General features: G+C 42.1%; 29 protein-coding genes and 3 pseudogenes. 3 read left to right on the top strand and 29 right to left on the bottom strand.

Features of this window, described 5'->3' with window-relative positions; all coding sequences use genetic code 11:
- Positions 1-204 precede the first annotated feature (204 nt).
- Positions 205-1,774, top strand: a pseudogene (locus tag BXP28_RS02350) (spore germination protein).
- Positions 1,775-1,862: 88 nt separating this feature from the next.
- Positions 1,863-3,013, top strand: a protein-coding gene (locus tag BXP28_RS02345) for an IS3 family transposase (protein WP_096761240.1) whose coding sequence is annotated in 2 segments (ribosomal slippage) — positions 1,863-2,124 and positions 2,124-3,013 — 1,152 coding nt in all. Because the reading frame shifts where the segments join, the coding sequence is not laid out codon by codon here.
- Between the two features lie 483 nt (positions 3,014-3,496).
- Here BXP28_RS02345 and BXP28_RS02340 read toward each other — a convergent pair.
- Positions 3,497-3,844 (bottom strand): helix-turn-helix domain-containing protein, encoded by a 348-nt coding sequence (locus tag BXP28_RS02340; RefSeq protein WP_104932584.1) that lies wholly within the window; start codon positions 3,842-3,844, stop codon positions 3,497-3,499.
- A 1,250-nt stretch (positions 3,845-5,094) separates the two neighbouring features.
- Positions 5,095-5,442, bottom strand: a complete 348-nt coding sequence (locus BXP28_RS02335; RefSeq protein WP_023483967.1) for a hypothetical protein — start codon at positions 5,440-5,442, stop codon at positions 5,095-5,097.
- 539 nt (positions 5,443-5,981) lie between these two features.
- Between BXP28_RS02335 and BXP28_RS02330 the strand changes: the two genes are divergently transcribed.
- On the top strand, positions 5,982-6,422 hold the full coding sequence (locus BXP28_RS02330) for a hypothetical protein (protein WP_051428102.1): 441 nt from the start codon (positions 5,982-5,984) through the stop codon (positions 6,420-6,422).
- A gap of 443 nt (positions 6,423-6,865) precedes the next feature.
- Here the strand turns inward: BXP28_RS02330 and BXP28_RS02325 are convergent.
- The 27 genes and pseudogenes from BXP28_RS02325 to BXP28_RS02200 form a co-directional block, all read right to left on the bottom strand.
- Positions 6,866-7,354: pseudogene (locus BXP28_RS02325) on the bottom strand (peptidoglycan recognition protein family protein); the annotation flags it as partial.
- Between the two features lie 101 nt (positions 7,355-7,455).
- Positions 7,456-7,767 (bottom strand): phage holin family protein, encoded by a 312-nt coding sequence (locus BXP28_RS02320; protein WP_313780425.1) that lies wholly within the window; start codon positions 7,765-7,767, stop codon positions 7,456-7,458.
- 129 nt (positions 7,768-7,896) lie between these two features.
- Positions 7,897-8,064: a hypothetical protein gene (locus BXP28_RS22385; RefSeq protein WP_155116252.1), complete on the bottom strand. Its 168-nt coding sequence runs from the start codon at positions 8,062-8,064 to the stop codon at positions 7,897-7,899.
- A gap of 125 nt (positions 8,065-8,189) precedes the next feature.
- Positions 8,190-8,390, bottom strand: coding sequence for a hypothetical protein (locus BXP28_RS02315; RefSeq protein ID WP_036658339.1), 201 nt, complete (start codon positions 8,388-8,390; stop codon positions 8,190-8,192).
- A gap of 11 nt (positions 8,391-8,401) precedes the next feature.
- The gene (locus BXP28_RS02310; protein WP_023484981.1) at positions 8,402-9,166 is read right to left on the bottom strand and encodes a hypothetical protein; all 765 of its coding nucleotides are present in this window, start codon (positions 9,164-9,166) and stop codon (positions 8,402-8,404) included.
- Complete coding sequence (locus BXP28_RS02305) at positions 9,166-10,587, bottom strand: phage tail spike protein (protein WP_158673688.1); 1,422 nt, start codon at positions 10,585-10,587, stop codon at positions 9,166-9,168. Before BXP28_RS02305 ends, BXP28_RS02310 begins: the two co-directional genes overlap by 1 nt.
- A gap of 56 nt (positions 10,588-10,643) precedes the next feature.
- Positions 10,644-11,342 carry a hypothetical protein gene (locus BXP28_RS02300; RefSeq protein ID WP_036658337.1) on the bottom strand — a complete coding sequence of 233 codons (699 nt, stop codon included), beginning with the start codon at positions 11,340-11,342 and terminating at the stop codon, positions 10,644-10,646.
- A gap of 2 nt (positions 11,343-11,344) precedes the next feature.
- Positions 11,345-14,545, bottom strand: coding sequence for a tape measure protein (locus BXP28_RS02295; RefSeq protein ID WP_023484978.1), 3,201 nt, complete (start codon positions 14,543-14,545; stop codon positions 11,345-11,347).
- Positions 14,502-14,865: pseudogene (locus BXP28_RS02290) on the bottom strand (phenylalanine racemase). Before BXP28_RS02290 ends, BXP28_RS02295 begins: the two are co-directional and overlap by 44 nt.
- Before the next feature lie 125 nt (positions 14,866-14,990).
- On the bottom strand, positions 14,991-15,293 hold the full coding sequence (locus tag BXP28_RS02285; protein WP_036658588.1) for a hypothetical protein: 303 nt from the start codon (positions 15,291-15,293) through the stop codon (positions 14,991-14,993).
- Between the two features lie 2 nt (positions 15,294-15,295).
- The gene (locus BXP28_RS02280) at positions 15,296-15,820 is read right to left on the bottom strand and encodes a phage major tail protein, TP901-1 family (RefSeq protein ID WP_023484977.1); all 525 of its coding nucleotides are present in this window, start codon (positions 15,818-15,820) and stop codon (positions 15,296-15,298) included.
- Between the two features lie 13 nt (positions 15,821-15,833).
- Positions 15,834-16,244, bottom strand: coding sequence for a DUF5072 family protein (locus tag BXP28_RS02275; protein WP_023484976.1), 411 nt, complete (start codon positions 16,242-16,244; stop codon positions 15,834-15,836).
- Between the two features lie 4 nt (positions 16,245-16,248).
- Positions 16,249-16,584, bottom strand: a complete 336-nt coding sequence (locus BXP28_RS02270) for a hypothetical protein (protein WP_036658585.1) — start codon at positions 16,582-16,584, stop codon at positions 16,249-16,251.
- A 5-nt stretch (positions 16,585-16,589) separates the two neighbouring features.
- Positions 16,590-16,895, bottom strand: a complete 306-nt coding sequence (locus BXP28_RS02265) for a hypothetical protein (protein ID WP_023484975.1) — start codon at positions 16,893-16,895, stop codon at positions 16,590-16,592.
- Positions 16,892-17,215, bottom strand: a complete 324-nt coding sequence (locus tag BXP28_RS02260; RefSeq protein WP_023484974.1) for a phage head-tail connector protein — start codon at positions 17,213-17,215, stop codon at positions 16,892-16,894. The genes BXP28_RS02265 and BXP28_RS02260 overlap by 4 nt, the downstream gene beginning before the upstream one ends.
- A 2-nt stretch (positions 17,216-17,217) precedes the next feature.
- Complete coding sequence (locus BXP28_RS02255) at positions 17,218-18,114, bottom strand: hypothetical protein (protein WP_023484973.1); 897 nt, start codon at positions 18,112-18,114, stop codon at positions 17,218-17,220.
- Between the two features lie 12 nt (positions 18,115-18,126).
- The gene (locus BXP28_RS02250) at positions 18,127-18,723 is read right to left on the bottom strand and encodes a DUF4355 domain-containing protein (protein WP_023484972.1); all 597 of its coding nucleotides are present in this window, start codon (positions 18,721-18,723) and stop codon (positions 18,127-18,129) included.
- A gap of 80 nt (positions 18,724-18,803) precedes the next feature.
- A complete protein-coding gene (locus BXP28_RS24870) occupies positions 18,804-19,049 on the bottom strand; it encodes a minor capsid protein (protein ID WP_313778954.1) in 246 nt (81 codons plus the stop codon).
- Positions 19,050-19,081: 32 nt separating this feature from the next.
- On the bottom strand, positions 19,082-19,696 hold the full coding sequence (locus tag BXP28_RS02240) for a hypothetical protein (protein WP_158529811.1): 615 nt from the start codon (positions 19,694-19,696) through the stop codon (positions 19,082-19,084).
- Positions 19,605-21,014, bottom strand: coding sequence for a phage portal protein (locus tag BXP28_RS02235; RefSeq protein ID WP_023484970.1), 1,410 nt, complete (start codon positions 21,012-21,014; stop codon positions 19,605-19,607). The genes BXP28_RS02240 and BXP28_RS02235 overlap by 92 nt, the downstream gene beginning before the upstream one ends.
- Entirely contained in the window at positions 21,015-22,310 is a 1,296-nt protein-coding gene (locus BXP28_RS02230) for a PBSX family phage terminase large subunit (protein ID WP_023484969.1), read from the bottom strand. It lies immediately after the preceding gene.
- Positions 22,294-23,073, bottom strand: coding sequence for a phage terminase small subunit (gene terS / locus BXP28_RS02225; protein ID WP_023484968.1), 780 nt, complete (start codon positions 23,071-23,073; stop codon positions 22,294-22,296). The genes BXP28_RS02230 and terS overlap by 17 nt, the downstream gene beginning before the upstream one ends.
- Before the next feature lie 238 nt (positions 23,074-23,311).
- Complete coding sequence (locus BXP28_RS02220) at positions 23,312-23,665, bottom strand: hypothetical protein (protein ID WP_198963594.1); 354 nt, start codon at positions 23,663-23,665, stop codon at positions 23,312-23,314.
- Complete coding sequence (locus BXP28_RS02215; RefSeq protein ID WP_046655181.1) at positions 23,649-23,891, bottom strand: Thoeris anti-defense Tad2 family protein; 243 nt, start codon at positions 23,889-23,891, stop codon at positions 23,649-23,651. Before BXP28_RS02215 ends, BXP28_RS02220 begins: the two co-directional genes overlap by 17 nt.
- 55 nt (positions 23,892-23,946) lie before the next feature.
- A complete protein-coding gene (locus BXP28_RS02210) occupies positions 23,947-24,153 on the bottom strand; it encodes an Acb2/Tad1 domain-containing protein (RefSeq protein WP_036658332.1) in 207 nt (68 codons plus the stop codon).
- Positions 24,154-24,285: 132 nt separating this feature from the next.
- Complete coding sequence (locus tag BXP28_RS02205) at positions 24,286-24,714, bottom strand: DUF722 domain-containing protein (RefSeq protein WP_036658330.1); 429 nt, start codon at positions 24,712-24,714, stop codon at positions 24,286-24,288.
- Positions 24,711-24,905 (bottom strand): DUF6877 family protein, encoded by a 195-nt coding sequence (locus tag BXP28_RS02200; protein ID WP_036658328.1) that lies wholly within the window; start codon positions 24,903-24,905, stop codon positions 24,711-24,713. Before BXP28_RS02200 ends, BXP28_RS02205 begins: the two co-directional genes overlap by 4 nt.
- Between the last annotated feature and the right edge of the window lie 23 nt (positions 24,906-24,928).

Here is a 24,928-nt window from a genome sequence, read left to right as displayed (position 1 = left end):
AGCAGGCGGGTGTGATTTGGTAAAAATAAATTGGCCGTTTATAAAATTATCAATTTTGACAAAACTTTTTTTGCAACCAGATTCGGAAAAAGCATACGAGGTCACTTCTGTGAAATATGACTGAAGTCCAGCTCACATTTAAATTGCATACTCCCAGTCAAAATTCCTCATAATAAGATTATATTTTGTTGAAAAGGTGGTCTTATGGTATCTATTTTCGATTGGCTCAAGGGGAAGAGGACATACGTACCGCAAAAACAACCAGAGTACAAAATCACCTCATCATATCACGTTAAATACAAAACATTTGTCTGAAATTTTCAATGGTATCCCGGAATTTGTCTGTAAAGAACTTGTACTCAAAAACAAAAATAAAGCTGCAATTGCTTATATCGACGGATTGACTGATAAAGTTCTTATCAACCGGGACATTATACGCCCACTTTTATATGAAGAGTGGGACGAGCAGTATTTGTTTGAATCTTCCATTTCCATGGGGACTGTGAAAAAAAACGGAGACTGGAGGGAAATAGAACAGGCTATTCTTTCCGGGAAGACTGTGTTATTTGTAGATGGAATCTCCTATGTATTAGTACTGGAGACACAAGGCTGGCCTCAAAGATCGATACAGGAGTCAAAGGTTGAACCTGACGTTAAAAGTGCCCACCAAGGCTTTACGGAAACAGCCAGTCAAAACATTGCCATGATCCGCAGGTACATTCCCAGCACAGAATTAAAGGTAAAAACATGCACTGTAGGAAAGCGAGGGCAAGTAAATATCTCTATCCTTTACATAGCTGATGTGGTCAATATTTCCGTTCTTCAAAAAGTAGAAAAAAGAATTAAGAAAATTGATGTCGATACAATCCTAAATACAGGCGAGTTGGAACAATTTATAGAGGATGATCCATATTCGCAGTTTCCTCAGTTAACTATAACCGAACGACCTGATACAACTGCTTCCCATTTACTTCAGGGAAGAGTCACCATCGTTGTCGATCGCTCACCGGGGGTATTGATCGGCCCCATGACGCTTACCTCATTTTTCCAGACTACCGATGATTACAGCATACGCTGGCTTGTCTCTTCTTTCGTTCGTATGCTCCGGTTTGTAGGAGCTATCATTGCTATATTTGCCCCGGCTTTATATATCGCGCTGGTTTCTTTTCATTATGAAGTCATTCCTCTCCGGTTGCTTCTAACCATAGCAGAGTCCAGAGAACGAGTCCCCTTTCCTCCTTTGATTGAGGCTTTGATTATGGAGTTGGTTCTTGAAATGCTCCGTGAAGCCGCAATCCGGTTGCCTGCTCCAGTAGGGCAGACGATAGGCATTGTCGGAGGTATTGTCATTGGTCAGGCAGCAGTGCAAGCCGGACTAGTCAGCAACATTATGGTGATTGTTGTTGCGATTACGGCTATATCCTCTTTTATTTTGCCTAATTTAGAACTTGGCGCGGGAATCCGGCTTATCCGTTTTCCTATTATGCTGTTGGCTTCTGTTCTGGGTATGGTTGGCATTGTTGCAGGAGTCATGACCCTGGTAATCCATCTGTTGGCTTCTGTTCTGGGTATGGTTGGCATTGTTGCAGGAGTCATGACCCTGGTAATCCATCTGTTGGCTTTAGAGTCTCTGGGAACGCCCTACGGATCTCCTGTTTCACCGTTACGGCTACGTAACATGAAGGATACTTTTGTCCGGCTGCCTGTATGGTTGCAGAAAAATAGGCCGGAATCTGTTGGATCCCAACAAATAAAAAAAGAGGGTAGAAAATGAATATATGGTGTTATCCCCTCATGGTAGACAGTAAAAAAAGAGTTCACGATATCATGGACTCATTACTGTTGACCGGAGGGGATTTTTCATGCCACCAAAGATGGGACAAGCCTTTACTCAAAACAGCGAAGAAATCAAGAAAGAGGCTGTTCGGCTACGGACCGAGGAGCGGTGGAGCTATGCCATGATTCGGGGGAAACTTGGGATTAAAAGTGATGCCCAAATCGTCAATTGGGTCCGCAAATATCAAAACGGAGAATCATTTGAGGATTATCGGGGACGCCGGAATAAGAAGCATTTCAGTAGTGTAGAAGAAGAAAACGCCTATTTGAAAGCGCAAGTGGAATACCTAAAAAAGCTCAAACCGAATCTACACGGGGAGGGAAGTTGGATAAGCAAGCCAGGTTTAGGACCATCGGAAAAATGAGCCAGATATATTCCATTGTGATGTTATGTAAGATTGCCGAGGTATCACGAGCAGGTTACTACAAGTGGAAAGCTGCCTTGGAAGCACGGGAAACTCGCATGGAGAAGGATACCCTTCTCAAGCAGCATATTCTCGCCCTCCATCGGCTTCGGCCTTATTTCGGATATAAACGCATACGCACCGCCCTGCGTAAGGAAGGACTTCAAGTTAACCATAAAAAAGTACGAAGGCTCATGCGAGAACTGGGAATACGCTCGGTTATTCGCAAGAAACGCCCTTTCGCTGGACGGAAACCATCTGTTGTCTTTTCGAATGTTCTCAACCGTCAATTTACATCCGATACGATTCTGAAGAAGTTTGTAACCGACATTACCTATGTTCGGGTTGCTCATGATTTCATCTATCTGTCGGTCATTTTAGACCTTTGCAACAATGAGGTTGTAGCATGGGAAGTCTCATCCCGCAACGATCTACAACTCGTTGTAAACACTGTAGCGCATCTGAACATCAAAGGAGCTATTCTTCACTCCGATCAGGGATTTCAATATACAACAAAAACGTACAAGAACTTGCTTGAGGAAAAAGAGCTCATCGGGAGTCACTCCAGAAGAGGGAATTGCTTTGATAACGCCTGTATAGAATCGTTCTTTTCCCACCTGAAAACAGAGAAGCTTTACCTTGAGAAGCCCAATTCGGAAGCAGACGCACGAAAAATGATTGCAGACTATATCAATTACTACAACCATGAACGTTTCCAGAAAAAACTCGGCGACCTCTCCCCGGTTGAATACCGCGAAGCGATCGCCGCATAAGTTACTTTTCTTTTTTACTGTCTACTTGACGGGGCTATGACCAGGTTCACCCCTTTTTTTGATTTGGTTGTGATTTTTGCGTTTATTTAGTGAATTGCTTGTAGGCAAGAATTGTCAAGGGGGACAACTTTAAATACTGAGGAGAAAAATCTAAAAAAACCTTGACATAAGCTCTTTGCAACCGGGTAGTTGCCAAGGAGAATCCGTTGTTTTTTATGGCGGACTTTTCATGCATCAACGGTACATTGTCAGCATATTATGGTATCACCACCCTTAGACTTCCCTTTGAATGATGAACGGAATTCTCAGGTCGGGGGTGGAGCTTCTCTTCTGGCGGGAAGGAAATAGGCCCCACGGTTTTTCGCTTAGCATCCGGGTTGGACACAAAAGCGATGCAGTGATGGCCTATTTTCTATTCTACAGGCTATTTGCCGAACCATGCCCTAAAGGGTATGACTTCAAGAAAGACACCTTTTCTGCCCACTAAAAGCACCTCATCAACTTCTCATGACCATTATACTTCAGAATCCAATCGCGCAATTGGCAAGTTGACTTAATGCCATATCTTTTACAAATATCCATGTGAGAACCGCCGCCAGCCAAATAGTCCTCGACAGCTATTCTTTTTAACTCTGCGGAGTAAGATGCATTCTGTGATGTTTGAAGCAATCCGTTTGGGCCTAGCGACTGGTAAGTCTGAAGCCATTGCCTAACGGATGAATGGCGTACATCAAGAAGTGCTGCTAAATGATTAAGCGAATCTTCTCCACGTAAATACTTTTCAACAGCTGCAATCTTTTCTGATCCTGATACTTTTGCTTTATGGGACATGAAAAAATGCTCCTCCTTACAGTAAACAGTTTTATTATTTCAACTGTCTACCGCAAGGGGAGCATATCAGTGCTTCCTCAAAGGCTCTTTCTGTAATGGTGCTTTACCATCCGTATTGTACTTAAGTAAGGTGTCTACTGGTTGCAAAAACAAGGGTTTTTGGGTGAGATGGTGGCAAGAGTTTTTTCTAGACTTATGTAAAGTTTTTAGTGACAATTTTGTAAATGATCAATTTGTTTCTACCATTTACACCCATCTCCTTTAAGGAGATTTGTTCAATTCTTGTCATCAAGAATGAAGTATGATACTCTAATGCTGTACATTCCCTTGTCAAACACTCGTGCTACCAATTTCTTTACAAAAATATCACGTTGGCAACTTTATGCCTTCGTGATATTTTTATATTTGCCATGTCCTTAAAGGACATCAGTTCTTGTCTGTGGTTACAGAGTATGTTATCATTATATTGGTTTCTTCATAAAGCATTTCCAAATTTCAAAATAAAGAAAGCTAGGTTGGTGATATTATTTACCTTCTTGGCTTTCTTTATATAGAGAATGATCAACTTTATGTTACCCAGAACTGAAGAAAACACACCTACCGTCCTACCCCATTTCCTAAATTTTCCCTTCTCCTTTAAGGAGTTCAGTTCTTGTCAGATTGATTTAGGTATGATAATCTTATCTTATCTTGTTCTTGGTCCCACCTGAACAAGGTCCAGTGTTCATAAAAAGAAGATTATGTTGGTTTAATGCCTTCGTGATCTTCTTTTTTATGTGTGCAGGAAGAAAATCCCTGCCCATATATTACCTTGATCAATACAGCAACTTATGTTAATCTTACAGCATAACCTGGTTTCTTATTCTGGAAAATCTTCATGTTGGCTCCCTGTTCAGGAGCTTCTTTTTTTGTACAAATCTTACATTATATGTCTTGCTAGTAAGAATAATGTATGCTACTCTTATATCGTACGTCCCCTTTTTTTTTAAACACTTGTGATCCCACTGTCTAGGACACTAAAAGAAGATCGCGAAGGCGTTTAGTTCCCCAAACGTGATCTTCTTTTTGTGTATTAGGAGAGTAACACAAGCTTTATGATACCCCAGAATTGATAACAAAATACCCAAACTAATCTTTTAGTCCTTTAAGAAGGAGCGTTCAATATTGTTATTAAGCCGACGTTATTTGTTTTAATATCTGTACTTTTGTTACTGTACGATGGTGTTTTGTTACTGAGTGAGCATTTTCCGTTATTGTTCCTTCTTCACAGCACTCTTACCAGCACTATATAGCCCGCATGAAGTAAGACCGAAAACAATACCAAACATAACGCTTGTCTTCACATCACCCGGGAAGTAAACAACACCTGCTATGATGCCCAGGATAACGGAAAGAACGGGAGCCAGACGAACCGGTAGTCCCATCCCTTTCGCCATTTCAACAAAACCGACAATAACAGCAACAATCACAACATCTGAGATTTCTATATTCATATTGAATTGCTCCTTTTCAATTTTAATGGCATAACCATCATCGTAGGTATTTTCCCGTTTTCCAAGCAACAACAATGCAATGCTGGCATAGTATAATATCGCCACTCCTAAGCATCTCCTTTGACTCAAGAATGTGCACCTCACGGCCGTAGGAGTGGTTTTCCTTGTTTCTGGTACCTCACGGTTTTTCGCTTATGACCTTTAAGCTTACAATATGGACTGGTTATATATCATGCATTCGGTGCATAAGCGTTGCCGTGAGGGCCTTATTTTCAGTTCTACATGGGTCTTTAACATCTCGGGAACACGCCCTTTCGGTAGGCCAGTCGTCCCTCGAAGAAAAAACTAATTTCACAGTAACTCGTAATAAAGACGAAAAAATATGGGTATATTAGTCATGCCGCCCTTAATGTCTTTTGGTAACCAGAGTACCTCTTAGCACATGTTTAACAAAAACGACCATTGGGGCGGTACCACAGCGAATTGGGCCGCCACCTCGGCCCTCTTTTATTGGTCTTTAGTGCATTGCAATAACAAAAAATTGATTCCACGTTGAAATTTGGATGTTTAACATGGCATGTTTGTCCAAACGAAACTATGAAAGATTCATATAATGGAGTATCAAACTGTAAAGGAGGTGAAAGATGATGCCGACTTATTTAGACGCACAGATTTCTCAAAATTCGGGATCTTTTGGAGCCCCGCTGGCTTCTGTTACCACTACTCCGGCCTTATTCGGGACGTTGGGGTTAATCACAGCAGGTGCAGGAGCGAACTTACGTGTTCAGTTTGAGGCCACCGTTACAATAAGTGCGATTGTTGACGTTCTTTCATCTGTTATCATTCAAATTGTTAGAGGAGTAGGCGGACCGGGAGTAGGAACAACCGTATATACGGCAATTCATACTTTGCCAATACTCGGCGTCGGTGTTTTGAGCACAGACGTCATCACCATTGCCGGTGCCGACTTCCTGCCTCCAAACCCTGTCTTCTTGACTTATCAGGCTTTCGTCAGCGTAACTGGTATAGCTTTAGCAACTCGCGTAGGTCCCGAGAGCTTTAATGCACTCGCTGTTTCTGATTAGTTCCTGTTTAGTTATTAATGTTGATTGTTTCGTTGGCTAACCATCTAATTTCACTGCAAATTGCGTTTGCCTAGCAACAACGCTTTGGTGTTGAATATTATTATAGTGCCACCCCAATTTCATCTCTTTGACTTGGATGACCACCTTTTGCGTGCGGGTGGGTGGGGTGGCTCTCCTTTTCTCAGAAACTCCGCACGGGCTTTCGCTTATGCATCGCATCGGCAACCGGTGCATAAGCGTTGCCGTGACGGGCTATTTTTATTCTACAAGCTGCTCGTTAAGATGTGGTTATTGAGCCATACCAATTCGTCGATTGTGAGCGAGTGATTTTCAATCTTGACCATCCAATTCCAGTCTGTAAACTTCCCGGCATTCCAGGCTTTCCCCATGTTGTCATAGAGCTGTTTCCATTGCCAATCTTCCAGTTGTAAGGTTCTATTCATGTCTTCCTCTCCTTCGTAAGCTTGTTTAATTCGCTCTATAAAGCTTGGCACTCTTCCCTCATCTAACATTCTGTGCGGACAGTATTTACCACTCCAATGCTGGTGCGGAACCACATTTCCAATAGGAATACAAAACTGTTTCATAAGCTGAGCAATGATAATAGCAGCATTATCTTCTGCTTTATAATATCGGCTGCCACCGGACTTGGAATAGCAAATCTCTACGCCGATGGACTGACGATTTCCTGTTCTGTTCCCGTCTCCGCAATGCCAGGCATTTCGATCAAAAGGAATGCCCTGAACAGCTTCCTTATCGTCTACAGCAACATGGAAGCTAACTTCTCTGTTATTTCCAATCATATAGCGAATCTCATTATTTGCAGGTGCATCGTTCCATGTGTTGTGGAACGTAATGTATTTCGGTGTCATCTTGTTTGGGCATTTAATGCCATATTTACTTGGGTCTACTAACATTTCTCTGATTTCCATCATTGTAAAAATCAATCCTCCTTTCAATTACAATCAAAGTATAGATTTAAATATTTCTAAAAGAGCATATATATTTTTATCTATCAATGAAATTGTAATTGTCATTTTCGTTCTTCCTTCTGTTCCGATTTCTTTTTCAGCACTTGGATAGCTTCGCGAAGGGCAGGCGGGATAGGAACACCAACACGGCCGCAGTTTTCTAGTATGCTTAATAGCTCGTTTACTATATAAAAAATTACAGCCGTATCACGGAGGAAGTGGGACTGTCCAAGCAAGGCATCAACTTTGTGTGCAATAACAACAACCACAAAGATACCGACCTTCCGGGCAATCCCCACAAATCCCACTTTGCTTTTCAATCCTCCTTCAATAAAGCCGGCTACCATTCCCGTAAGGTAATCAATGATGACCACTAGCAGCAATATATCCAGCGCGGCCCCCACCCACCGAAAAAATACGAAACGCTTGCACCCCCTGCCGCCACAGCCCATTTTCCTAATTGCTCCATACGATCCTCCTGTTTTTGAGCATAAAAATAACGCCTACTTATCGGCGTCGATTGACATTTCTTTCTTCAGTTCTGTTTTGGTTATCTCTTCCTTTTCTTTTCCTGTGATAAATTCCTTTTCTACCGCCCTCCCCAACTGATCCAATGTGACTGTTTCATTTCGCCAACAATAGTAAAAATGATTATACAGCGGGCTCCTCAATCCTTCTCACCTCCTAGCAACAGATAGTTAAGAGCCTCTTGCAAGGCTTTTACCTCTTCCGCCATTATTTTAAGCGGGTCTGGGGGGATCTGGGCGATTCTTAATATCCTCTATTTCCTTAGGGCTTAATCCTTCTTCCCAAACCTTTTCCCAAAATTCCAAATAGGAGTATAGATACCTTTAGGCAAGGGGACAAATACGACAGTTTCGTCCATTGTAACCTCTTGCCCAAGTAGATTAAAAAACTTGTCCCCCCTCGGGTATAAAGCCAGTGCTTCTTTGTATTTTCCGTCTTTTGTGACTCTTGTAGCCTGTATAAGTTCCATGATTTCACCTCTCATCTCTGGCAATAGAATGTACTTGGGAATATGCAAAATGTTACCTTTCCAGGTAACCCATTACTTTCTATCAATACTTCCCCGCTGGGGTAAACCCCGAGAAATTGAATAGACCTTGCGTAACCCTCCCAATTTATCATCACGCAGCCTATGCGGACAATGCCAGACGGGCGAAACCCGGCAGGAAGGTTAAAAAGCACTGTCCCAAAGTCCGTTTTCCCACCCTCTGCGGCGCCGTAGATGTGCACGTAACCGAATTGGTCCTTGTAATAACAAACCCCTTTAACTTCGCCTGCTTGTACGTACCAGCCGTTTAGTAGATCAGGCGTGTATTGTCCCCCGGGCTCTCCCAGAAGCGCATACTTCCTTAGTTCTTCTCGCATCTCAAGGTATGTCACCGCTTCAACATCGGAAGCGGTAAGCACCACATTTCCCGTCTTTCCGTTTACGGACCGAACCTCCCCAAGAACCAGTTCGCTTATCTTCTCGTCTGTATACGTCCTGGATTCAATTTCCCCTGAATCAAGCCTTTTCCCCAATGTAACGTATTTATTCCCAGTAACCCCGGATGTTCTCGCGTCTACTACTTCCGCGAGAGATGGATTATTTGGGGGCGTCATATTTGCAATTTGATCATCAAACTTTTGATCCAAGGTTTCCTGTGCAGTGTTTACCGCCTCTATACCATCCGCGATACTGGAGCGTACTTCCCTTCCATATATAGCGGTCCGGATTTGCTTCAAATATTTACTTATATCCGCCATTATTTACCTCCCTCTAACTTAGTAAGCCTATTTTCAAAATCGGCATTTAACAAATCCTGATTCTTTTTAAAAGTTTTTAAGGTTGTTAGATTACTCTGGATTTGTTTCAGATTTGCCGCTAGGTCGGCCGGAATCTCCGCCCCAATGGCATTTATCTTTTCCGCCAGTTTTCCTAATTGTGTATTAATAGCGTCCAGCGTGGGTTGCAAATTGCCCAAATCAGCATTATTAACGGTTTGTTGTAACTCCTTAATGGTCTTCTGTGCCGCTGAAAGCGATTCGTTCAAGGCTATTACCTTTTCCGTTTGTGAAGCTATCGTATCCCGAAGATTAACAACGCTTTTCCTTGCCTTGTTTGTCTCCGCCTGGTACTGGCTCAATGTCCTATATTTTTGCCCAATAGTTAGAGCGGCATTTTGAGGACTATTGATATCAATTTGTTTTTCTATTATTTGTAGCGGTTCATCGATGATGCCCAATACAGGATTAACTACTGGATGCCAGTTACCCACTTCAAAACTATTTACATCTAACCCAATTAGGGATAGATCGTAGGCGCTAATAGTGTAGGTCACTCTGGCTGCCTTTTGATTCTTTAGGTAATCGCGTCCTTTGGAGAGCAGAACAGAAGGCTCAGTGACGTTATCCCAGGTCACCGAACCCTCTATAATTCCGAATTCTTTTTGCATTTCCGGATCGTCCAAATAATCAATACCACCGTTAACCTCAGCAATTGTTAAACGCGGCGGAGAAGCATCTGTTGCAGTTTCATCCTCGCTCTGGATGGTCTCACCCAGCGGCACCAGGCGGGTTATGACCTCTGTTGGGTTTACTTCTTTACTTATGCTTTTTAGATTTTTGGCAATTCGGATTTGAGTTGCTTTAACCTCTCCGATCTCAGCCAGGTAATCTATATAGGTCGTTCCGCCGTCTTCCCGTATGCGTAGGTATCCGCCTTCCCGGTCAATCAATTTATCTTTTATGGTTGGGAAAGTACGGTCATATGAGAGATACCGATATACGTTATCCGTGGTATTTATGACCGTTACCTCTCCTACCTGGAAACGCTTATAAGGCTCTACGCTCCGGTTATGATTATTTATCATAATCTGAAAGAAATCCCTTATGCTGGTGTCATGAATTTCCGCATGGCGTTGGGCTGAGTCCTGCAAATAACCCATTTTGGATTCACAAATATACGCACCTGAAAACATACCTGAATCTGACATGCTGGATTGAGGCTTGAGGACCCGACCATCAAAAATTATCTTGTTTCTTTTCGTATCCTTTACTTTTACCAGAGTCCTGAGCGGCTTAATTTTCCCATATCCAGGATTTCCCAAGTTAATAGAAAAAGTGAAGCTATCAATTTGGTTCAATCCAAGATTGATCATCCCACTAGAAAGCTTCAAATCATCCACATGTGGACTGTGTATGACTGTCTCTAGTCCATCGTTTATCAAGCTGACTTTATACATCAGACCAACTCCTTATAAAAATGGAATGAGACAGTTCCTTTACCCTCAATAGTCAGGCCATTTTCGCCGATCGTAAGAATAAAATCCGATGAACTTGACTCTCCTTCGGGCACATCATACGTGATCCCGTCTTTCATGATTTTCATTGGAGCAGAGGTCTTTATTTTTGGGTTTAAGTTATTTGCTCCGGGATTATACAAAATTGCCTTTACAGATCCATTCACATCAAATGAAGTTGTTTGGGCAACGTCCAGTTCAAAATTGAACGGGTCCCATAAATCGTTACCTTCCTCCATCTCCGCAATTTTGAAAGGATATGTGTCAAATGTAAGTTTGACTTCCATCCCGTGATATGTGTCTACAAATTCAAATTTCACGCATTCCGCCAAAAAATAATATCCTGGAACCGCATCATCAACCAGTTTTTGACGTTTTGCCCCCAGCGACCAGTTGGATAATGCAGTTTCCAGGACTTTTCTATCTTCGTATTTATAATTAACCAGCAGAAAGTTATACACCAGCGTCCGATTTTCAAAAGGAATATACCCAACCATCCAGGAAAAATCATATTCCCCTTGCATATATGGAACAGATTCAGTTACTCTCTTTTTTTCTGGTGGGTTACCCTCACGGCTAATCAACGATAGGTTGTATTCGGACGTGTGAATGTTGTTAAATTGTATACCTTCTTTTCTCATGATCACGTCCACCTTTCTGTTAGTTCAGTCTGACTGCCGGATACTTTGTCATAATGTTTATGAGTGATCTCGGCAAATTTTTGACCGTCGATACTTATGGATGGGTCTTTTTGGTATAACCGTCTCAACCACTCTTCAATAGATGATAGGTCTACAGTTGTTTGCCCCTCATAGTTTCCCTGATAAGCATTAGCTCGAGCGCTTTCTTTCGCATATTTCATACTTACATCATGCGGGATTACTTGGGTCCCGGAAGGAAGTAATGCCAGCTCACCTCGTCCACCTTCATTCATCCTTGCAAATCCGCCTCTAAATGAGGTTGTACCAGACTGCAGCTGCGGAATAGCTGATATGCTTACCCCAGGAATTAGGTTTATGACTCCGATCGCGGAGTTTATTCCCCCAATTACGCCATTTACAAACCCTCTCACTGATGCAACCAAAGATTGCACTGCGCTAGAAATTCCACCAAAAACTCCACTTACAAAGCCAGTCAGGCCAGACCAGGCTGCCTGTATTCCGCCAAAAACTCCAGTTATTACGCTACCTACTACACTCATAACTGAGCGCACAATACTACTGATACCGTTAAAAACGCCACTCACTACACTACTGAGTGTACTGATAACTGTACCAATCCCATTTATTGACACACCTATGAAAGAAGCTATATTTCTCCAAATTCCAGATACAATGCTGAACACAGTACTAAAAATTCCACTAACAAAAGCAACTATTGGCGAAATAACACTGAAAATGTTGGATATGACGCTAGCAATAAACGTAATGATCGGAGCAATAATAGCCATAATAGCATTTATGATCCCACCGACGATGGCAACGATCGGAGAAATCGCCGCTATCACAGAAGAGACCACCTCTATGACTACCGTAAGAATAGACATAATAACAGGAAGTAGTGCCTGAATGACGGTCATAATCACCTGGATAATCGCAATAATAGACGGCATAAGAACCGTCACCAGGTTCATCACAACCTGTATGATTGTCGTTATCACAGGTAGTAAGGCGCTAACTAAAGTCGCAACGAGTGGCATGATTTGTACGAGTAAACTGGCAAACATAGTAACAAGCTGCATAATCACTGGAACCAGTTGCATAATTAGCGAAATGAGTACCGGTAACACGCTGCTTATGATCGTTAAAAACGTACTCGCTACTTGCGCTATGACCGGAATGATTGTAGCAAACGCCTGGATTAAAATCGGAATTACCGCTGCAGCTAATTGACCTATTGCCGTTCCTATTGTTGTGACCAATGGGACAATAGAAGTTACCAGTTGCCCGAATATCGTAGATATCTGTGGTCCGAATTGAGAAAACATAGAAATAACAATTCGGAGTACTGGGTTTATGCCTAAAATAATTGACCCCAAGGTGGTTATCATGGCGCCACCACTCACACCAGCGGTTTTAAAACCATTTACCACGCTTGTTACAAAACTCGATATAACGGAAATAACACTGGCTATGACATCAATTAAAACGTTGAACATATTTGACATTGTAGGGATCGCATTACCTAGTGCAGACGACATTATTGGACCTAAGCTTGAAAAAGCTTTGCCGATCGCTGGACCAACTGTTTGTGCCACAGATACGGCTTTCTCCCTAACTGTTCCGAAAGCCTGCCCCATAGCTAGAATTCTGCGTACCCCAACATCCCCAAAAGCCCCGTCTAACGAATCATTTAGATCCTCAAATGTGTTTATGTTTCCTTTTGCAACAGCAGCCACACCTTGAAACCCGGCTTTTAAATCAGCGATAGGATGTAAAATCCTCATCAAACCGTTAAAAATCGCATCTGCCTGGCCTTGAGGGAGGATAGCATGAAGAACTCCATTGAGTTCCGCGACCCTTGAAAAATCAGTAAAGAAGGATTTTACGATACCTCCGGTTGTATTCATGACTTTCCCAAAATTATTTATGATAGGTTGGAATTCTTCAAATACGGCCTTTGCTCTTGTTACCACAGGTAGTAATAGAGAATTAACCGTATTTCTAAAGGTTTCACTTCTATCCATCAGCGTTTTAAAAGCCAACCCTAAGCCGACAATTGCCGCGATAACTAAACTCACCGGATTGAGTAAGAAACTGAAAGCCTTTATAGATGTGCCAACTATACCTATCAATTTCCCGAACACAATCAAGAGCGGGCCTGCTGCAACAGCCGCCGCCATAACAGATACGGCTATCTGTTGTGCCGATGGGGGCAGGTTTAGGAATGCATTTACTACGCCATCTACAACATCAACAACTTTTATAAACGCCGCCCCAACTTGGTCAGCAAGGGGTTTTACGATGGCTGGCAGTTTCCCGATCACCGCAGTTACCTTGTTCACACCTTCGGTCATCTTACCGAATGTGTCATCACTTACAACCTCATCTCCTAGACGCCTCCAGGCTCCTTTCATAGAATCCACAGCTCCGCCCCAAGTACCTTTCAGAGCATTCAACATTCCACCCATTTTGGCGGTCTGTCCAGCTATCCCGTTCGTACCGTTCATAATCCCGTCAACAAGGGAATCAATGGCTTCTTTAGATTTTACCCCACCATCACTGATTTTCTTCCGCATGTCATCCATGGAAATCCCGGCTTTGTTTGCCAAAATCGCCAGAGCATTAATACCTTTATCTGAGAGCCTGTTCAACTCTTCCCCGGTTATCTTCCCGTTTGATTGGATTTTTGCGAATACGTCCGCCAGTTCTTGTATTTGGACACCATTTCCACCCATAGCGGCAGTAGCATTTGCGATTGCTTCCATGACAGGTTGGGTTTTCTCAGCTTGCATACCAAACGCAACAAGTTTCCGGTTTGCAGTTACCAAATCCGGGAATGCAAAAGGAGTGGTTTTTGCAAAGGCCATGATCTTTTGCATGTGAGCTTGTGCAGCTTCTGCGCTTCCGAGCAATACGGAAAACGCCTGTAATGATTCTTGTTTAAAGGCTTTATACGCGACCCCGGTCTTGACCAGAGACCCCGTTAAAGCAGCAATAGGGGCCGTTGCTACAGTGGCAGTTTTCCCGATCCCGGAAATTTTGCTACCAATGTCTTTAGCAATGTCCCCTACAGATGACACTTTCTTTTTTACACTGTCTATAGCTTCCCCAGCACTCTGAAAAGATTTTGTAAAACCACTAGAATCCGCTGTTACTTTTGCAGATAACGTATAATCCGCCATATATGGCCTCCTTTCCCGCCCTATTCTTGGCGTCTAAGGCCGTTGGCTTTGTATATCTCGTCAACCCATCCTTTGCCCTCTCTTTCTTCCGTTTGTGTGATGACCACAATTGCTGCTGTGTTAAATTCCTTGTTTGCCCTTTCCCGTTTCTTCTTGTGAAGCTCTATGAAGCGGGAATTCTTCTTCCGGTTTGCATTTGCGATTGCGTTTAGGGCCGCGTTCCGGGTCATCGTGGATTCGAAGATGACCTTGTTTTCCCATTCTTTTCGAATGAAAAGTTTTTCCTTTTCCGTCAATTCGTCAAAGTCCCGTTTGCTCATGTGGAAATTGACAACAAAAAAAGCCAGTTCTCGCTCATACGAGTACAAACTGGCTTCTTCGTCTTCACTTTCTTCAGGATCTTCGTCGGTTTCGGTGTTGCTGAAATAGTCAAATTCGATGAGATTTACTGGAACATAAACCCCAAATCCTCTTGCAGTTTTTCAATTACTGCGTTGTTCAAAGTTAGCAATCCGTTTTCTTCCATCACTTTATCAAAGATCTCCACTGCTTTACTCTGTTTTACAGCAACGTTTGTTTTCTCTTCTACGAGGCCGATGGCAAATAAAGCTTCCAGTGTTTGCATAGATAGCACGCCATTGTTATTTGAGATTTCCGCCATTACGGACCTTTTAGTCATCAACTCTACTGTTTTGATTCTCTGCTTATTAAACTTTAATGTGTATCCTGTCCCTTGAATTTCAAACATCATTATTCACCAGCTCCTTTATTTTCTCCGGTAGGTGTTTCCCCGGGCATCTGATTAGCTTTGTCGTTGAGAGTTAGATCCACCAATGCGCCCATGCCATCCAGCTTGATGCTATATGTCATAGCATCGTCAAAAGGAGCCTCAAACGAATAATCTGTGACGATGGCTAGACCGCCGAACATGCCTTTTTGATCTCTTTGGTTCACTATTTTGATGCATACAGGATCATCCCCCTCGAAATACTCCCCTAATGCTTTATGGGATTCGTCATTCATCACGTAAAGCCCGTCATTGTCAACACTCCATTCTTTCATGCCACCGATTTTTGATTTCCATCCGCCTTTAGTATCTTTGGATGTGATCTCGATAGAGTCTTTAGACCTGTTGATTTTCAGACCTTTCTGTCCGGCAATCGCCAATAGTTTTGTTCCCGTTTTATCAAAAATGGCTAATAGGATATCTTTTCCTGCAATAGCTTTTGTTGCAGTACCGGAAAAATCGCAATATAGATTGTCTTCAAATGCCATCTTATAACCTCCTTTAAATCTTAACTTTAAAGCCGTAACAGATCACAATATCATAGCCCATTATGGCATGCTTTGTTCCATCTTCTTCTATTAAAATTCTTTGTACTCCGGTTGGAGTTTGCATGAGCAAATCAAACGGCTCTGGGATTCTGATTCTTTCTGTCAGGGCTTCTTCTAGTTTCTGTATCAAGTCAAATATAGGTACAGAGCCGTTTCGTCCATCCGCGAACGCATGGATGAATATCTGGTATTTTTCTTTCCACATTGTCTTTGATGGCTCCGGCGTTTGCCCAACTATTTCAACAAAGTAAAAAGGTACAGGTTCATTATTCGGAATAGAGTCGTAACACCGAAGCCCTGTATTTTCTTCTACTTTTTTTTGTACGGCGGATAATACCTCTACAAAACTGAGTTTCTGTAACACTCCATCACTCCCTTAGTTTGGATCTGAGGTCTTCCTTGTATATAGGGCGCTGGGTGTCTACGTTCCGCTTGAGGTAATATTGCCCTGGGACAAAACCGCCACTAACGGTTCGGTGACCATATTCCACATGGGGAGCGTATTCTTTCACATAACCCATTTCATCCCCGGTGTATCTGGCTGACATTCGTAGTTCGCTCGTATCCACAGGCGTACCTCCTGCTTGTTGAGACCGTGCGTAAATATCCCGAATGTTCTTCCTACCAACTGCCAAGAAATCTGTTTCACTTTTGCGGCGAAGAGCCGTTTCCAACGCTTCCACCCCTTGAAATTCAATGCGCATTTTTATCACGTCCCGTAAGCCTTCACTATCAAAAGTCTCCAACGCCCGTAATTTTTGGGTTCAACAATTTTATATTCGGTCCCTTCCAACGCCACTAGCTCCGACTTTTTACAATCCTCCAGCGGCGCCCTTGTGACTATCTTCCTGGTAGTCTTGGTCAAATTTCGCACATCTGCTGCTATGTCCTCTGCCGTCCAGTTGGATAGGCGTCCACTAGATTTACGGATCAGTTTTTTCTCCTTTATCGGGTTTCCCAACCTATCTTTTCCGGTTTCGACATAGGCATATAAAAAGAGTGGCGAGAATTTCATATCAATCTCACCACTCCCCTATTATTATTATTTTCTTTTTCTTTGTTCAGAAGATATTTTCGGAAGTCTTCGTCATATTCCGCTAAGATATCATCTACGAAGGACGAGCTAAACGTATCGACCGTTTCCGATTTTATCCCTTCGTGATATGAGCGGTTATACATGGCACAAATGACTTCGACCGTGATGGAATCAAGCTCTTCTGGATATTCATTCAGTCCCAATCTGAGCTTGATCCTGTCTTTTGCCGTTGTCTCTAACTCGCCTAACAGATCGTCCGTTATTTCCGGGATTCTGACCTTTACCCTGTCCTGTATCATGATTAACTCTTCGTTTCAGGTGTTTCAGGTTCTTCTGGTGTCGGCTCTGTGATTGTAGTCTCAACGACACCATTTGAAATTTCAGCGAACAGAGTCGATCCTTGGAAAGCAAGGGTTTCAATCGTCGCATTGCTTGTAATTACAGAGTGCGTTACACCGATCAAATTAGACTGATCTACAGTAAGGTTAAACGCTTTTGCCAGATCGTTACCACTCACCTGTTGATTTGCAAATACAATATTTTCGATCGCGGTAGAGTATACTTTGCCTTCTGGGATGTCGTCGAAAACAAAAACCTTTTGATTGAGAAACCCCGTGAGCAATGTAAACCCGTAATCTGTAGAAGCACCTGAAGAAATAGGAGCATCACCTAAGTATTTCGCTACATCCATGGCACTTACAAATGAGACGATTTGAGGGTTTCCAGGGAAAAATGTTTTTGTTTTCGCCCATCCGAGGGACAATGCCTTTTGAAACCCTTCTACCTGTTGTTTTGTTGGTGCAGTAGATAAAAAAGTAAAGAATGTCCTCTTGATATCTTCTTGAATGTCTTGCAACATTTTATCATCTGTTTCATTGACAGCCAGGTCATGTCCGTAGCGGCGAATGGCTTCAGCTGTCGTTACTTTACGGTATTTGTTAAAAGGAACGGTATATTCTTTGTCTTCCTTCTTTTCAACTTTAGTTAAGGGAATGGTTTCTCCCTCCTCTACTTGCTTAGCTGGTTTTGTAACCGACCATTTGTAGGTTTTAATTTTAACATCCTGCGAAAGTGGCAACCTCCTTGTAACTCCAAGTACGTCCAAAAGTCCTTGGATACTGTAACTGTATCGATTTACAAAATCAATTGATTTTATGTTACCTAAATCTGTAGATGTAATTAGTCCGTTTTCTGCCATTTGTCATACCTCCTATTGAAATAAATGGATATTTTCCGCCATTGCTTTTTGCCGTTTGGCCGCGTCCTTGATCTGCATAATTTCAGATTTCGTCATAGCGTTTGATGTACTTGTCTGAACCCGTGGAGCCGTCCCAGACAGCTTTTGTTTTGTGATTTCTTCGGCCTTTGCATTTACTAAATCGACAAAAGCTTTCACGGATTCCTGTGTAGCCTCTGCGGTATCTTTCACAACGAAACCAAGGACTTGATCATCTGCAACAATACCGCTTTCTTTTAGCATTTTGTTGGCTTCTTTACTCATCTCGTTGAAGCGGTCTTTTTTCAGTAATTCTTCAAGCTGTTTTTGCAATTGATCCCGTTCATATTCCGCTTTCTGCTGGGCGTTCATCTCAGCCAGTTTAGCGGCTTCCTCTTTCTCAGCTTCGGATTTCTTTTTCTCCCGAGCAAACCTGGCGGAAAACATCTCCTCAATTGCGGCCTGCTGCTCAGGTGTGAAAGTTACTTTCCCTTTTTCTTCTTTGACTTGTTCTTTATTTTGCTCCTTGTTTTCTTTTGTTGTTTCTGTACCTTGATCTATAATTTCCTGATTATCTTGGTTTTCCATCATATATCTAGCTCCTTTTTATAGACTTGTTTGTCTGCTCACCTTGCAGCTTTTAACGTCATCAGCATGTTTTGGACGAGTGTCTAATTTTCAATGGGTATAACCGTTGTACGGCAATAACTATGAAAAGGTGGGTAGGTGACCCCCACAATATCCTTTCCATACTCAAATGTCTCCCCATTCAACCCACGGCATGTTTTGGATGTTTTATTATCCAAAACAGCCGTTATCTGATACTTTTTAATACCGGCATCAATAAAGGCTTGCCTATTAGCCTGATTTAGAACAAATGCGCTCTCGGTGGTAATCAGCCTCTTTGCATCGGACATGGAAACTTGCAATCTACCCCGTAGCATTTTTATTATCTTTGCGTAACTATCCCCCTTATAAGAGCATCCCTCATGTAATTCCGAATAAAATTGATCAGTTTCCTTTTGTTAAACCATATTCGATCACTAAAATTCTCACCGTTTACCCATTTTTGATAAATTGTTTGCCTTAGTATCTCATCACTTATGCCAAACAACACCGGAACGTTTGGGAGATACTTTAGCGTTGACATATACCCGGTCTTATAGACTTGACTTAAAAGCTCTTCTATAAGTTGCTGCTCTATAACCCCTAGTTCAGCTTGTTTTAAATAGATTGCCAATTGCAAACCTTCCAGACGGTTTAGCTTGTATATGCTCTCCCTAATAGGTTGGAGATACGCATATTCTGGGTGGTTTACTGCGAACTTATCAAAATTCCGAAATAGCATCTCTCTCTCACTATTGGACAGACTTTGTACCATCTTCCGGTATTCCAACACATTATCCAGACCGTACCGCTGATAATAGTAAGCAATTTCTTTTTCCAACTGCTTGCCCATTCTGATATAGTCTTTAACCAACTTTTCCAGCGTTCGTTTCTCTTTCTTCTCCACTTGCTTCCACAGTGCTATCTGCCGTTTCTCCCAGTATTCCTTGTTCTCCATCTATGCCACCCCCAAACTCGTCTGGGTAGCTGCTTGATTCTTCTCTCTCTTTTTTGAGCCTTTCAATGGCTTCTTTAACATTGCTGATGCTTGACAGTAATTTTAATTGATCTTCTTTGGAGATGATTCCCTCCAGCAGGGAAACAGTCTCAGCTTCCTCTTTTGTGTTATGTGGGATATTCCGGGTAATGATATATTCTAAATTGCGCCACTCATCTTTATCAGCAGGACTGATATTTGTAGGTAGCGCAAAGATCATGGAGAAACGTTTGTTCATCGCACTTGTAAACTTTCGCTCCTTCATTAATGCGAGATTTTCCATAGATTGTAATTTGAATGCCAACGAGACCCCGGATGCATTGCCAAAGTCTTCATCATTAATATTTGATACCATGCTCATTTGATAGATAAGGCGCTCAAGCCGATCAATAAGATTTTCTTGGGTTTCATTTGCGGATGGTTTCTCCATAAATTCCACAATAATTTTTGTAGCGTCTACATCACGACCAAATAAGTTAATGATTCGGTTATCTCGTATCGACCGTAGCGACTCTTGCTTTATTTCTGCACCCAATATCTTCATATAAGCGTCAGCAAAATAGTCCACATCGTTCGCTTTCTCACTCACGGCCTTGTTGTAAGCATTAATCAGTGTTTCTACATTTTCAAATGCAGATTGCCTTTCCTCATTCTCGATGTATTCAATGATGGGGACATCCCCATAGACATTTGGTTTGCCATTTTGTAATGTAATACCATCATCCGATTGCACAATTACATATTCCTGTTCTGCCGTATAAACAGACCCTGAATAACCATCTTCTGTTTTTTTGTAGTAGACACCAAATAGTGGTTTTTGGGCTATCGTGTCGTCATACACCAGGAACATGTCAAGCGGTCCGTTATACGTTATACACGTTTCGGCCTGTTCGTCTTGGTACAAAAATTCATAGGCATGACCATATATGCTGCAAAGCTTCGACAGTTCACTGTTATTGTCGTCCTGGTCATTTCTTTTTAAAAGATCATTCACTCTATCAGAGATTTCCGTATTTTGATGAGTTATTCTAATTGGCTTCCCAATAAAATAACCGTTCAGCGTGTCAACAATGTATTTGGCAAAGTTGACTACCAAACGGTTATCTGGCTTGAATGCTTCTTTTTTCTTCTGGCTTAGTATCTCATGTAGACCCTTGTACATACCCATTAAACGTTTATATCGTGATAATTTACCTTGGTGTTTCGAGATAAAATCAGAAACAACTTCCCCGGTTATGTCTTTTTCTCTCGGAAAAATAAACACATTCGATGCATCCACCTATAGACCTCCTTTCATCAGGTTTACTTTCACTTCTGACTTGCCTAGGATGATCGTATTTACAAAGTACCTAATGGCATCCATACAGTGGTCATTTTCTTTAAGCGGAGCATCTTGGCCCCGTTGTGTTGCTTTGGGATCCCAGCTGTACGTATTAAATTCTTTAAAGCAATTTATACAACTGTCATCAAAAAGAATTAAATCATTAGACAGGCACGTAGCTGTATTCCTAATCCCCTCTAACACATCATTTTTCGCCTTCAAAACCCTGAATCTGTCATTTTCCTGTATCGTTGTTATGAAACTTGCAGCGGAAGGATCAATTATAATACTAGATATTTGCAGATCACCAATAAACTGCACCAAATCATCATAATACTGTCGATCTGTTTTTTGTTTTTCCGATTTTCGTCCATCGTAATAGTATTCTTTCAGACAATACCATTTATTTTGATATTGTCCCCACAATAAAAAAACAGTCGGGTTTTGTGTGCCGTAGTCGATTGACACATAGAAACGACTGCATTTTTTTATCGGAGGTGCCTTTACCCGATGGCGTTCGGAAAACATGTCATATATTATGCCCTCTGCCATAACCCACAAACCAAGGATATACCGCTTATAGAAAACACCTGTAAACATCCGACGGAATCTTTCTTTCACTTTCTCGGAAAGACTCAGGTTATCGTCCATTGTGAAATGAAGGATAAGGATATTCTTTTCTTTAGCCTTGTCTATATATTCCGTTTTGAACCAGTGATAAGGACCTGCAGGGTTACAATTGAAAAACATCTTTGCGCCGTTTCCATCTGTTTCCGCTGAACACCGTCCAATTGCTTGTTCTACAAAAGATTTCGGAAATAAAGCAACCTCATCCAAATATAACCCGGCTGCCGTTAAACCCTGCAATACATCCTGACTGGAGTCATTCGCAGCACCAAAAAGGTAATAGGTATTTGTGCCTATTATGATATGTGGGTTTTCTGATCTGTGGTAATGGTAGTCCATCCCTTTAGCAGCCAAAATCTTAAACATCGGTTCTAGGACGTTACGCTTAAGAGCCCCCATTGATTTCCCAGCGACAATAAAGTTCTGGTTTCGATGTTTACTGAGTGACCAGGTTAAAAAAGAATCAATCATTGCCACTGTCTTTCCTGAACGGATAGCACCTTCGGCAATGACAATATCTTTATTACGGTGGATACTGTTATCTGTCCACCACATGAGAAGCTTCTTCTGCTTTAGGCTAAATGGTTTGAACTTGAATGATGTGATGCGTTTACGCTTCTTCGCCATGTTCCACCTCATCAGCAAACACATCTACCGCCTGTGCATTTAAAGCTGCCTCATATCCACTATTTTGTTCATGGGCATTAGCTTCACTCTCACCCGATAGCTCTTTCATTTCCATTTTTAATTTCTGTATACGTAGCTGCTGTTCTTCGTCAGCCACCCCGGAGCGACAGAGGTCTTCATATTGCCTAATCATGCTTTGTAATGTTGACATAGCCCTAGATTGGGCTTGTAAGAACGTAGCTTGTTTATCCCAAGCTTGTTGTATCTCGTATTCTACTTCGGCCATGGTATCAGACGTTTTTTGCCTTTTGAGGACCTTTGTTTCGTCGTCCTTGTCCACTACGAACATGATCCGTTGTGCCCTTACAATAGCTGTATACTGTATGGCAATTTGATCCCAAAGCATGTCAAGTGGAGAGCGCTCGGAGATTTGCTCCATGATCTCCATCGTTTCCTCGGGAAAGTATTTGCGAAAGAAACCATGTGTTACGGCGTTACTGTTACCTCTAGGTGCTCCACCTTCATTGCCCACTGCATTCTTATTTCCTTTTGGTGCACCGGGTGTTTTTGCATTGGTAACGTTACTATTCGTAAAGGGAACGTTACCTTTTAAATCGTCCCATTTATCTAGACTTTTCCACTTCCGTACTTGAGACTCATTTAAACCAAGTTCTTCGGCAATGTCTTTCAGTTTCTTTGTTCCGCCACTATCTATCCATATTTTCTGTGCTTTTTCCCGGTTTGGGCTTCTTGCTCTTGCCATCTATTTCACCTCACCCCACCTCCCAATATTTTGATTGTGTTGTTTTGTAAAAACCTTACATCCTTAAGAACGCAATCATGAAGTATACAACTAGCCCAGCTACGCTAGAACCTAATGCATGCGTTAGCCTTGTTTCTACGCCCTCACTACAAATGACTCCTGCTGCATTTATGATGGCTTTAAGCGAAAATAACACTAATAAGATCCAAGCTAAGACAATCATGTGTCCACCTCCTTATCAAAATGTTGTGGTCGATTGTATCTCCACCTCTGAACTAGTTACTTCAGTTCCTTTAGGAAGCTGATTTTCCGATGTTTCTACAGATTCGTAAGTCTCAGTGAAAATATCCGGCTTGCATGGGTAATACTCTCCCTTAACGCCTTGGATGATGTAATCGCCGGGACAAACAATAAGCCAACCTTCAAGTGTTTTGCAGTGCCCATGTAAAGCTACTGAATTTCCACATACTTTACAAATATTCTTGCAAACCCCATCGGGGTCAAGTTCCCGTATTTGGGCATCTGGGACATCACCCACCTTCCACCACTGCTCGGCTGATACTACAACTGGCTTTTTACGATACTTTTTCAATTCCCTCAGCCCCAATCGTCACAACTTCCCAAGCTTCAGAGAACAACTCAATCATCGTTTCTTTCCAAGGGACTCTGCCAAATTGACTCTCAACGTACAAATACGGTGCCGTCATCTTGCTATGTTCATCAGGATATTGAGCCTTGATCACCACGTCAGGTCGCCATTGTGGTAGCCTCATACCTTTTCCTTTCTTTACTTCCTCAAGCGCTTGTCCGAAATTCATATTTCATCCACTCCTTCATAAAATAAAAAGCCACTCCATTGACTGACCGTATAATTTAATTCCTTGCGATGGCAGCGTTCGCCCACATCACTGCTTGCTCAAGGTTGGTAATAGCTAAAGATTTCTCTCTACTGTTCGGGCAAAGCTCATCTAGCAAATAGGCGAGGTCTTTAGCCTTTTCTCTAAGAGCAGTATATTTTTCCGGCTGCCCTTCTTTTGGCGCATGATATTTAAAATTATTTTCGATTTGTGGATTACTCATTTTTTATACCTCCGATAATTTAGATAGGCGCAACCGCGTACACCCTTAAGCATAGCCAGTTACGCCTTTACTACAAAATCATCACACTAACATAATAACACGATTTATGAGGCCAAAAGTGACATCATAGTGTCATCTCCATCCCAACCTAATGGCTACCATACGGACAATCTCATCCCTCCAGCGCATTGCTTGCCGTCGGCTAACATGTAGTTGGCTCGCTATACCTTCCCAGTTTAAAAGTTGGGGTCGAGCCCAGTACCTCAACCGTACAAGCTTTTGTTTCGCTGGGTCTAAGGCATTATAAGTTGTTTCTATTGCATCTGAAATTGCCTGCAACTGCTCCAGTTTTTTGTGACTGGTTAATAAGACTGCTGTTTTCCCCGTAGGATCACCCGGTAGATTACTTTTACTGCCACCCACATTTTCATCTGCCGGAGTAGACCCGTACAAAATTTCATTTTTCAATCTAATGATTTCTTTCCTCGTCTCATGATAGGAATAAAGCTCAGATTCTACATGTTGAAAAGTCCCACGTCTTAATTTCGTTTGATTGCTCATTCTGCCACCCTCTCTAGCGTTTGCCTTGCATAACGTAACTGCTGAACAATATAAGAATCCGTACTTCGTCCGCCCATCGCCAACCAGTCCCCTATCCTTTGGTTAATATCTCGAAGAACAACCGGCGGTAATTGACTAGAGATTTTGAGAATTTCACGTAATGGATCATTGCATTCACAACCGCTATTCATCGTCCGTTTCCCCTCCTAGAATA

The sequence above is a fragment of the Paenibacillus larvae subsp. larvae genome (assembly GCF_002003265.1).
In the GTDB taxonomy this organism is placed as follows: Bacteria; Bacillota; Bacilli; order Paenibacillales; family NBRC-103111; genus Paenibacillus_H; species Paenibacillus_H larvae.
Note: the sequence above shows the minus strand (reverse complement) of the source record. Positions and strands in the feature narration are given on the sequence as shown.

What these genes read in the sequence shown, in the direction of transcription:
- BXP28_RS02340 (WP_104932584.1), bottom strand. Translation starts at nt 3,844, where the DNA reads ATGTCCCATAAAGCAAAAGTATCAGGATCAGAAAAGATTGCAGCTGTT.
- BXP28_RS02330 (WP_051428102.1), top strand. Translation starts at nt 5,982, where the DNA reads ATGATGCCGACTTATTTAGACGCACAGATTTCTCAAAATTCGGGATCT.
- BXP28_RS02315 (WP_036658339.1), bottom strand. Translation starts at nt 8,390, where the DNA reads ATGGAACTTATACAGGCTACAAGAGTCACAAAAGACGGAAAATACAAA.
- BXP28_RS02310 (WP_023484981.1), bottom strand. Translation starts at nt 9,166, where the DNA reads ATGGCGGATATAAGTAAATATTTGAAGCAAATCCGGACCGCTATATAT.
- BXP28_RS02300 (WP_036658337.1), bottom strand. Translation starts at nt 11,342, where the DNA reads ATGAGAAAAGAAGGTATACAATTTAACAACATTCACACGTCCGAATAC.
- BXP28_RS02295 (WP_023484978.1), bottom strand. Translation starts at nt 14,545, where the DNA reads ATGGCGGATTATACGTTATCTGCAAAAGTAACAGCGGATTCTAGTGGT.
- BXP28_RS02285 (WP_036658588.1), bottom strand. Translation starts at nt 15,293, where the DNA reads ATGTTTGAAATTCAAGGGACAGGATACACATTAAAGTTTAATAAGCAG.
- BXP28_RS02280 (WP_023484977.1), bottom strand. Translation starts at nt 15,820, where the DNA reads ATGGCATTTGAAGACAATCTATATTGCGATTTTTCCGGTACTGCAACA.
- BXP28_RS02270 (WP_036658585.1), bottom strand. Translation starts at nt 16,584, where the DNA reads ATGCGCATTGAATTTCAAGGGGTGGAAGCGTTGGAAACGGCTCTTCGC.
- BXP28_RS02265 (WP_023484975.1), bottom strand. Translation starts at nt 16,895, where the DNA reads ATGAAATTCTCGCCACTCTTTTTATATGCCTATGTCGAAACCGGAAAA.
- BXP28_RS02260 (WP_023484974.1), bottom strand. Translation starts at nt 17,215, where the DNA reads ATGATACAGGACAGGGTAAAGGTCAGAATCCCGGAAATAACGGACGAT.
- BXP28_RS02255 (WP_023484973.1), bottom strand. Translation starts at nt 18,114, where the DNA reads ATGGCAGAAAACGGACTAATTACATCTACAGATTTAGGTAACATAAAA.
- BXP28_RS02250 (WP_023484972.1), bottom strand. Translation starts at nt 18,723, where the DNA reads ATGATGGAAAACCAAGATAATCAGGAAATTATAGATCAAGGTACAGAA.
- BXP28_RS24870 (WP_313778954.1), bottom strand. Translation starts at nt 19,049, where the DNA reads ATGTCCGATGCAAAGAGGCTGATTACCACCGAGAGCGCATTTGTTCTA.
- BXP28_RS02240 (WP_158529811.1), bottom strand. Translation starts at nt 19,696, where the DNA reads ATGGAGAACAAGGAATACTGGGAGAAACGGCAGATAGCACTGTGGAAG.
- BXP28_RS02230 (WP_023484969.1), bottom strand. Translation starts at nt 22,310, where the DNA reads ATGGCGAAGAAGCGTAAACGCATCACATCATTCAAGTTCAAACCATTT.
- terS (WP_023484968.1), bottom strand. Translation starts at nt 23,073, where the DNA reads ATGGCAAGAGCAAGAAGCCCAAACCGGGAAAAAGCACAGAAAATATGG.
- BXP28_RS02215 (WP_046655181.1), bottom strand. Translation starts at nt 23,891, where the DNA reads ATGAATTTCGGACAAGCGCTTGAGGAAGTAAAGAAAGGAAAAGGTATG.
- BXP28_RS02210 (WP_036658332.1), bottom strand. Translation starts at nt 24,153, where the DNA reads ATGAGTAATCCACAAATCGAAAATAATTTTAAATATCATGCGCCAAAA.
- BXP28_RS02205 (WP_036658330.1), bottom strand. Translation starts at nt 24,714, where the DNA reads ATGAGCAATCAAACGAAATTAAGACGTGGGACTTTTCAACATGTAGAA.
- BXP28_RS02200 (WP_036658328.1), bottom strand. Translation starts at nt 24,905, where the DNA reads ATGAATAGCGGTTGTGAATGCAATGATCCATTACGTGAAATTCTCAAA.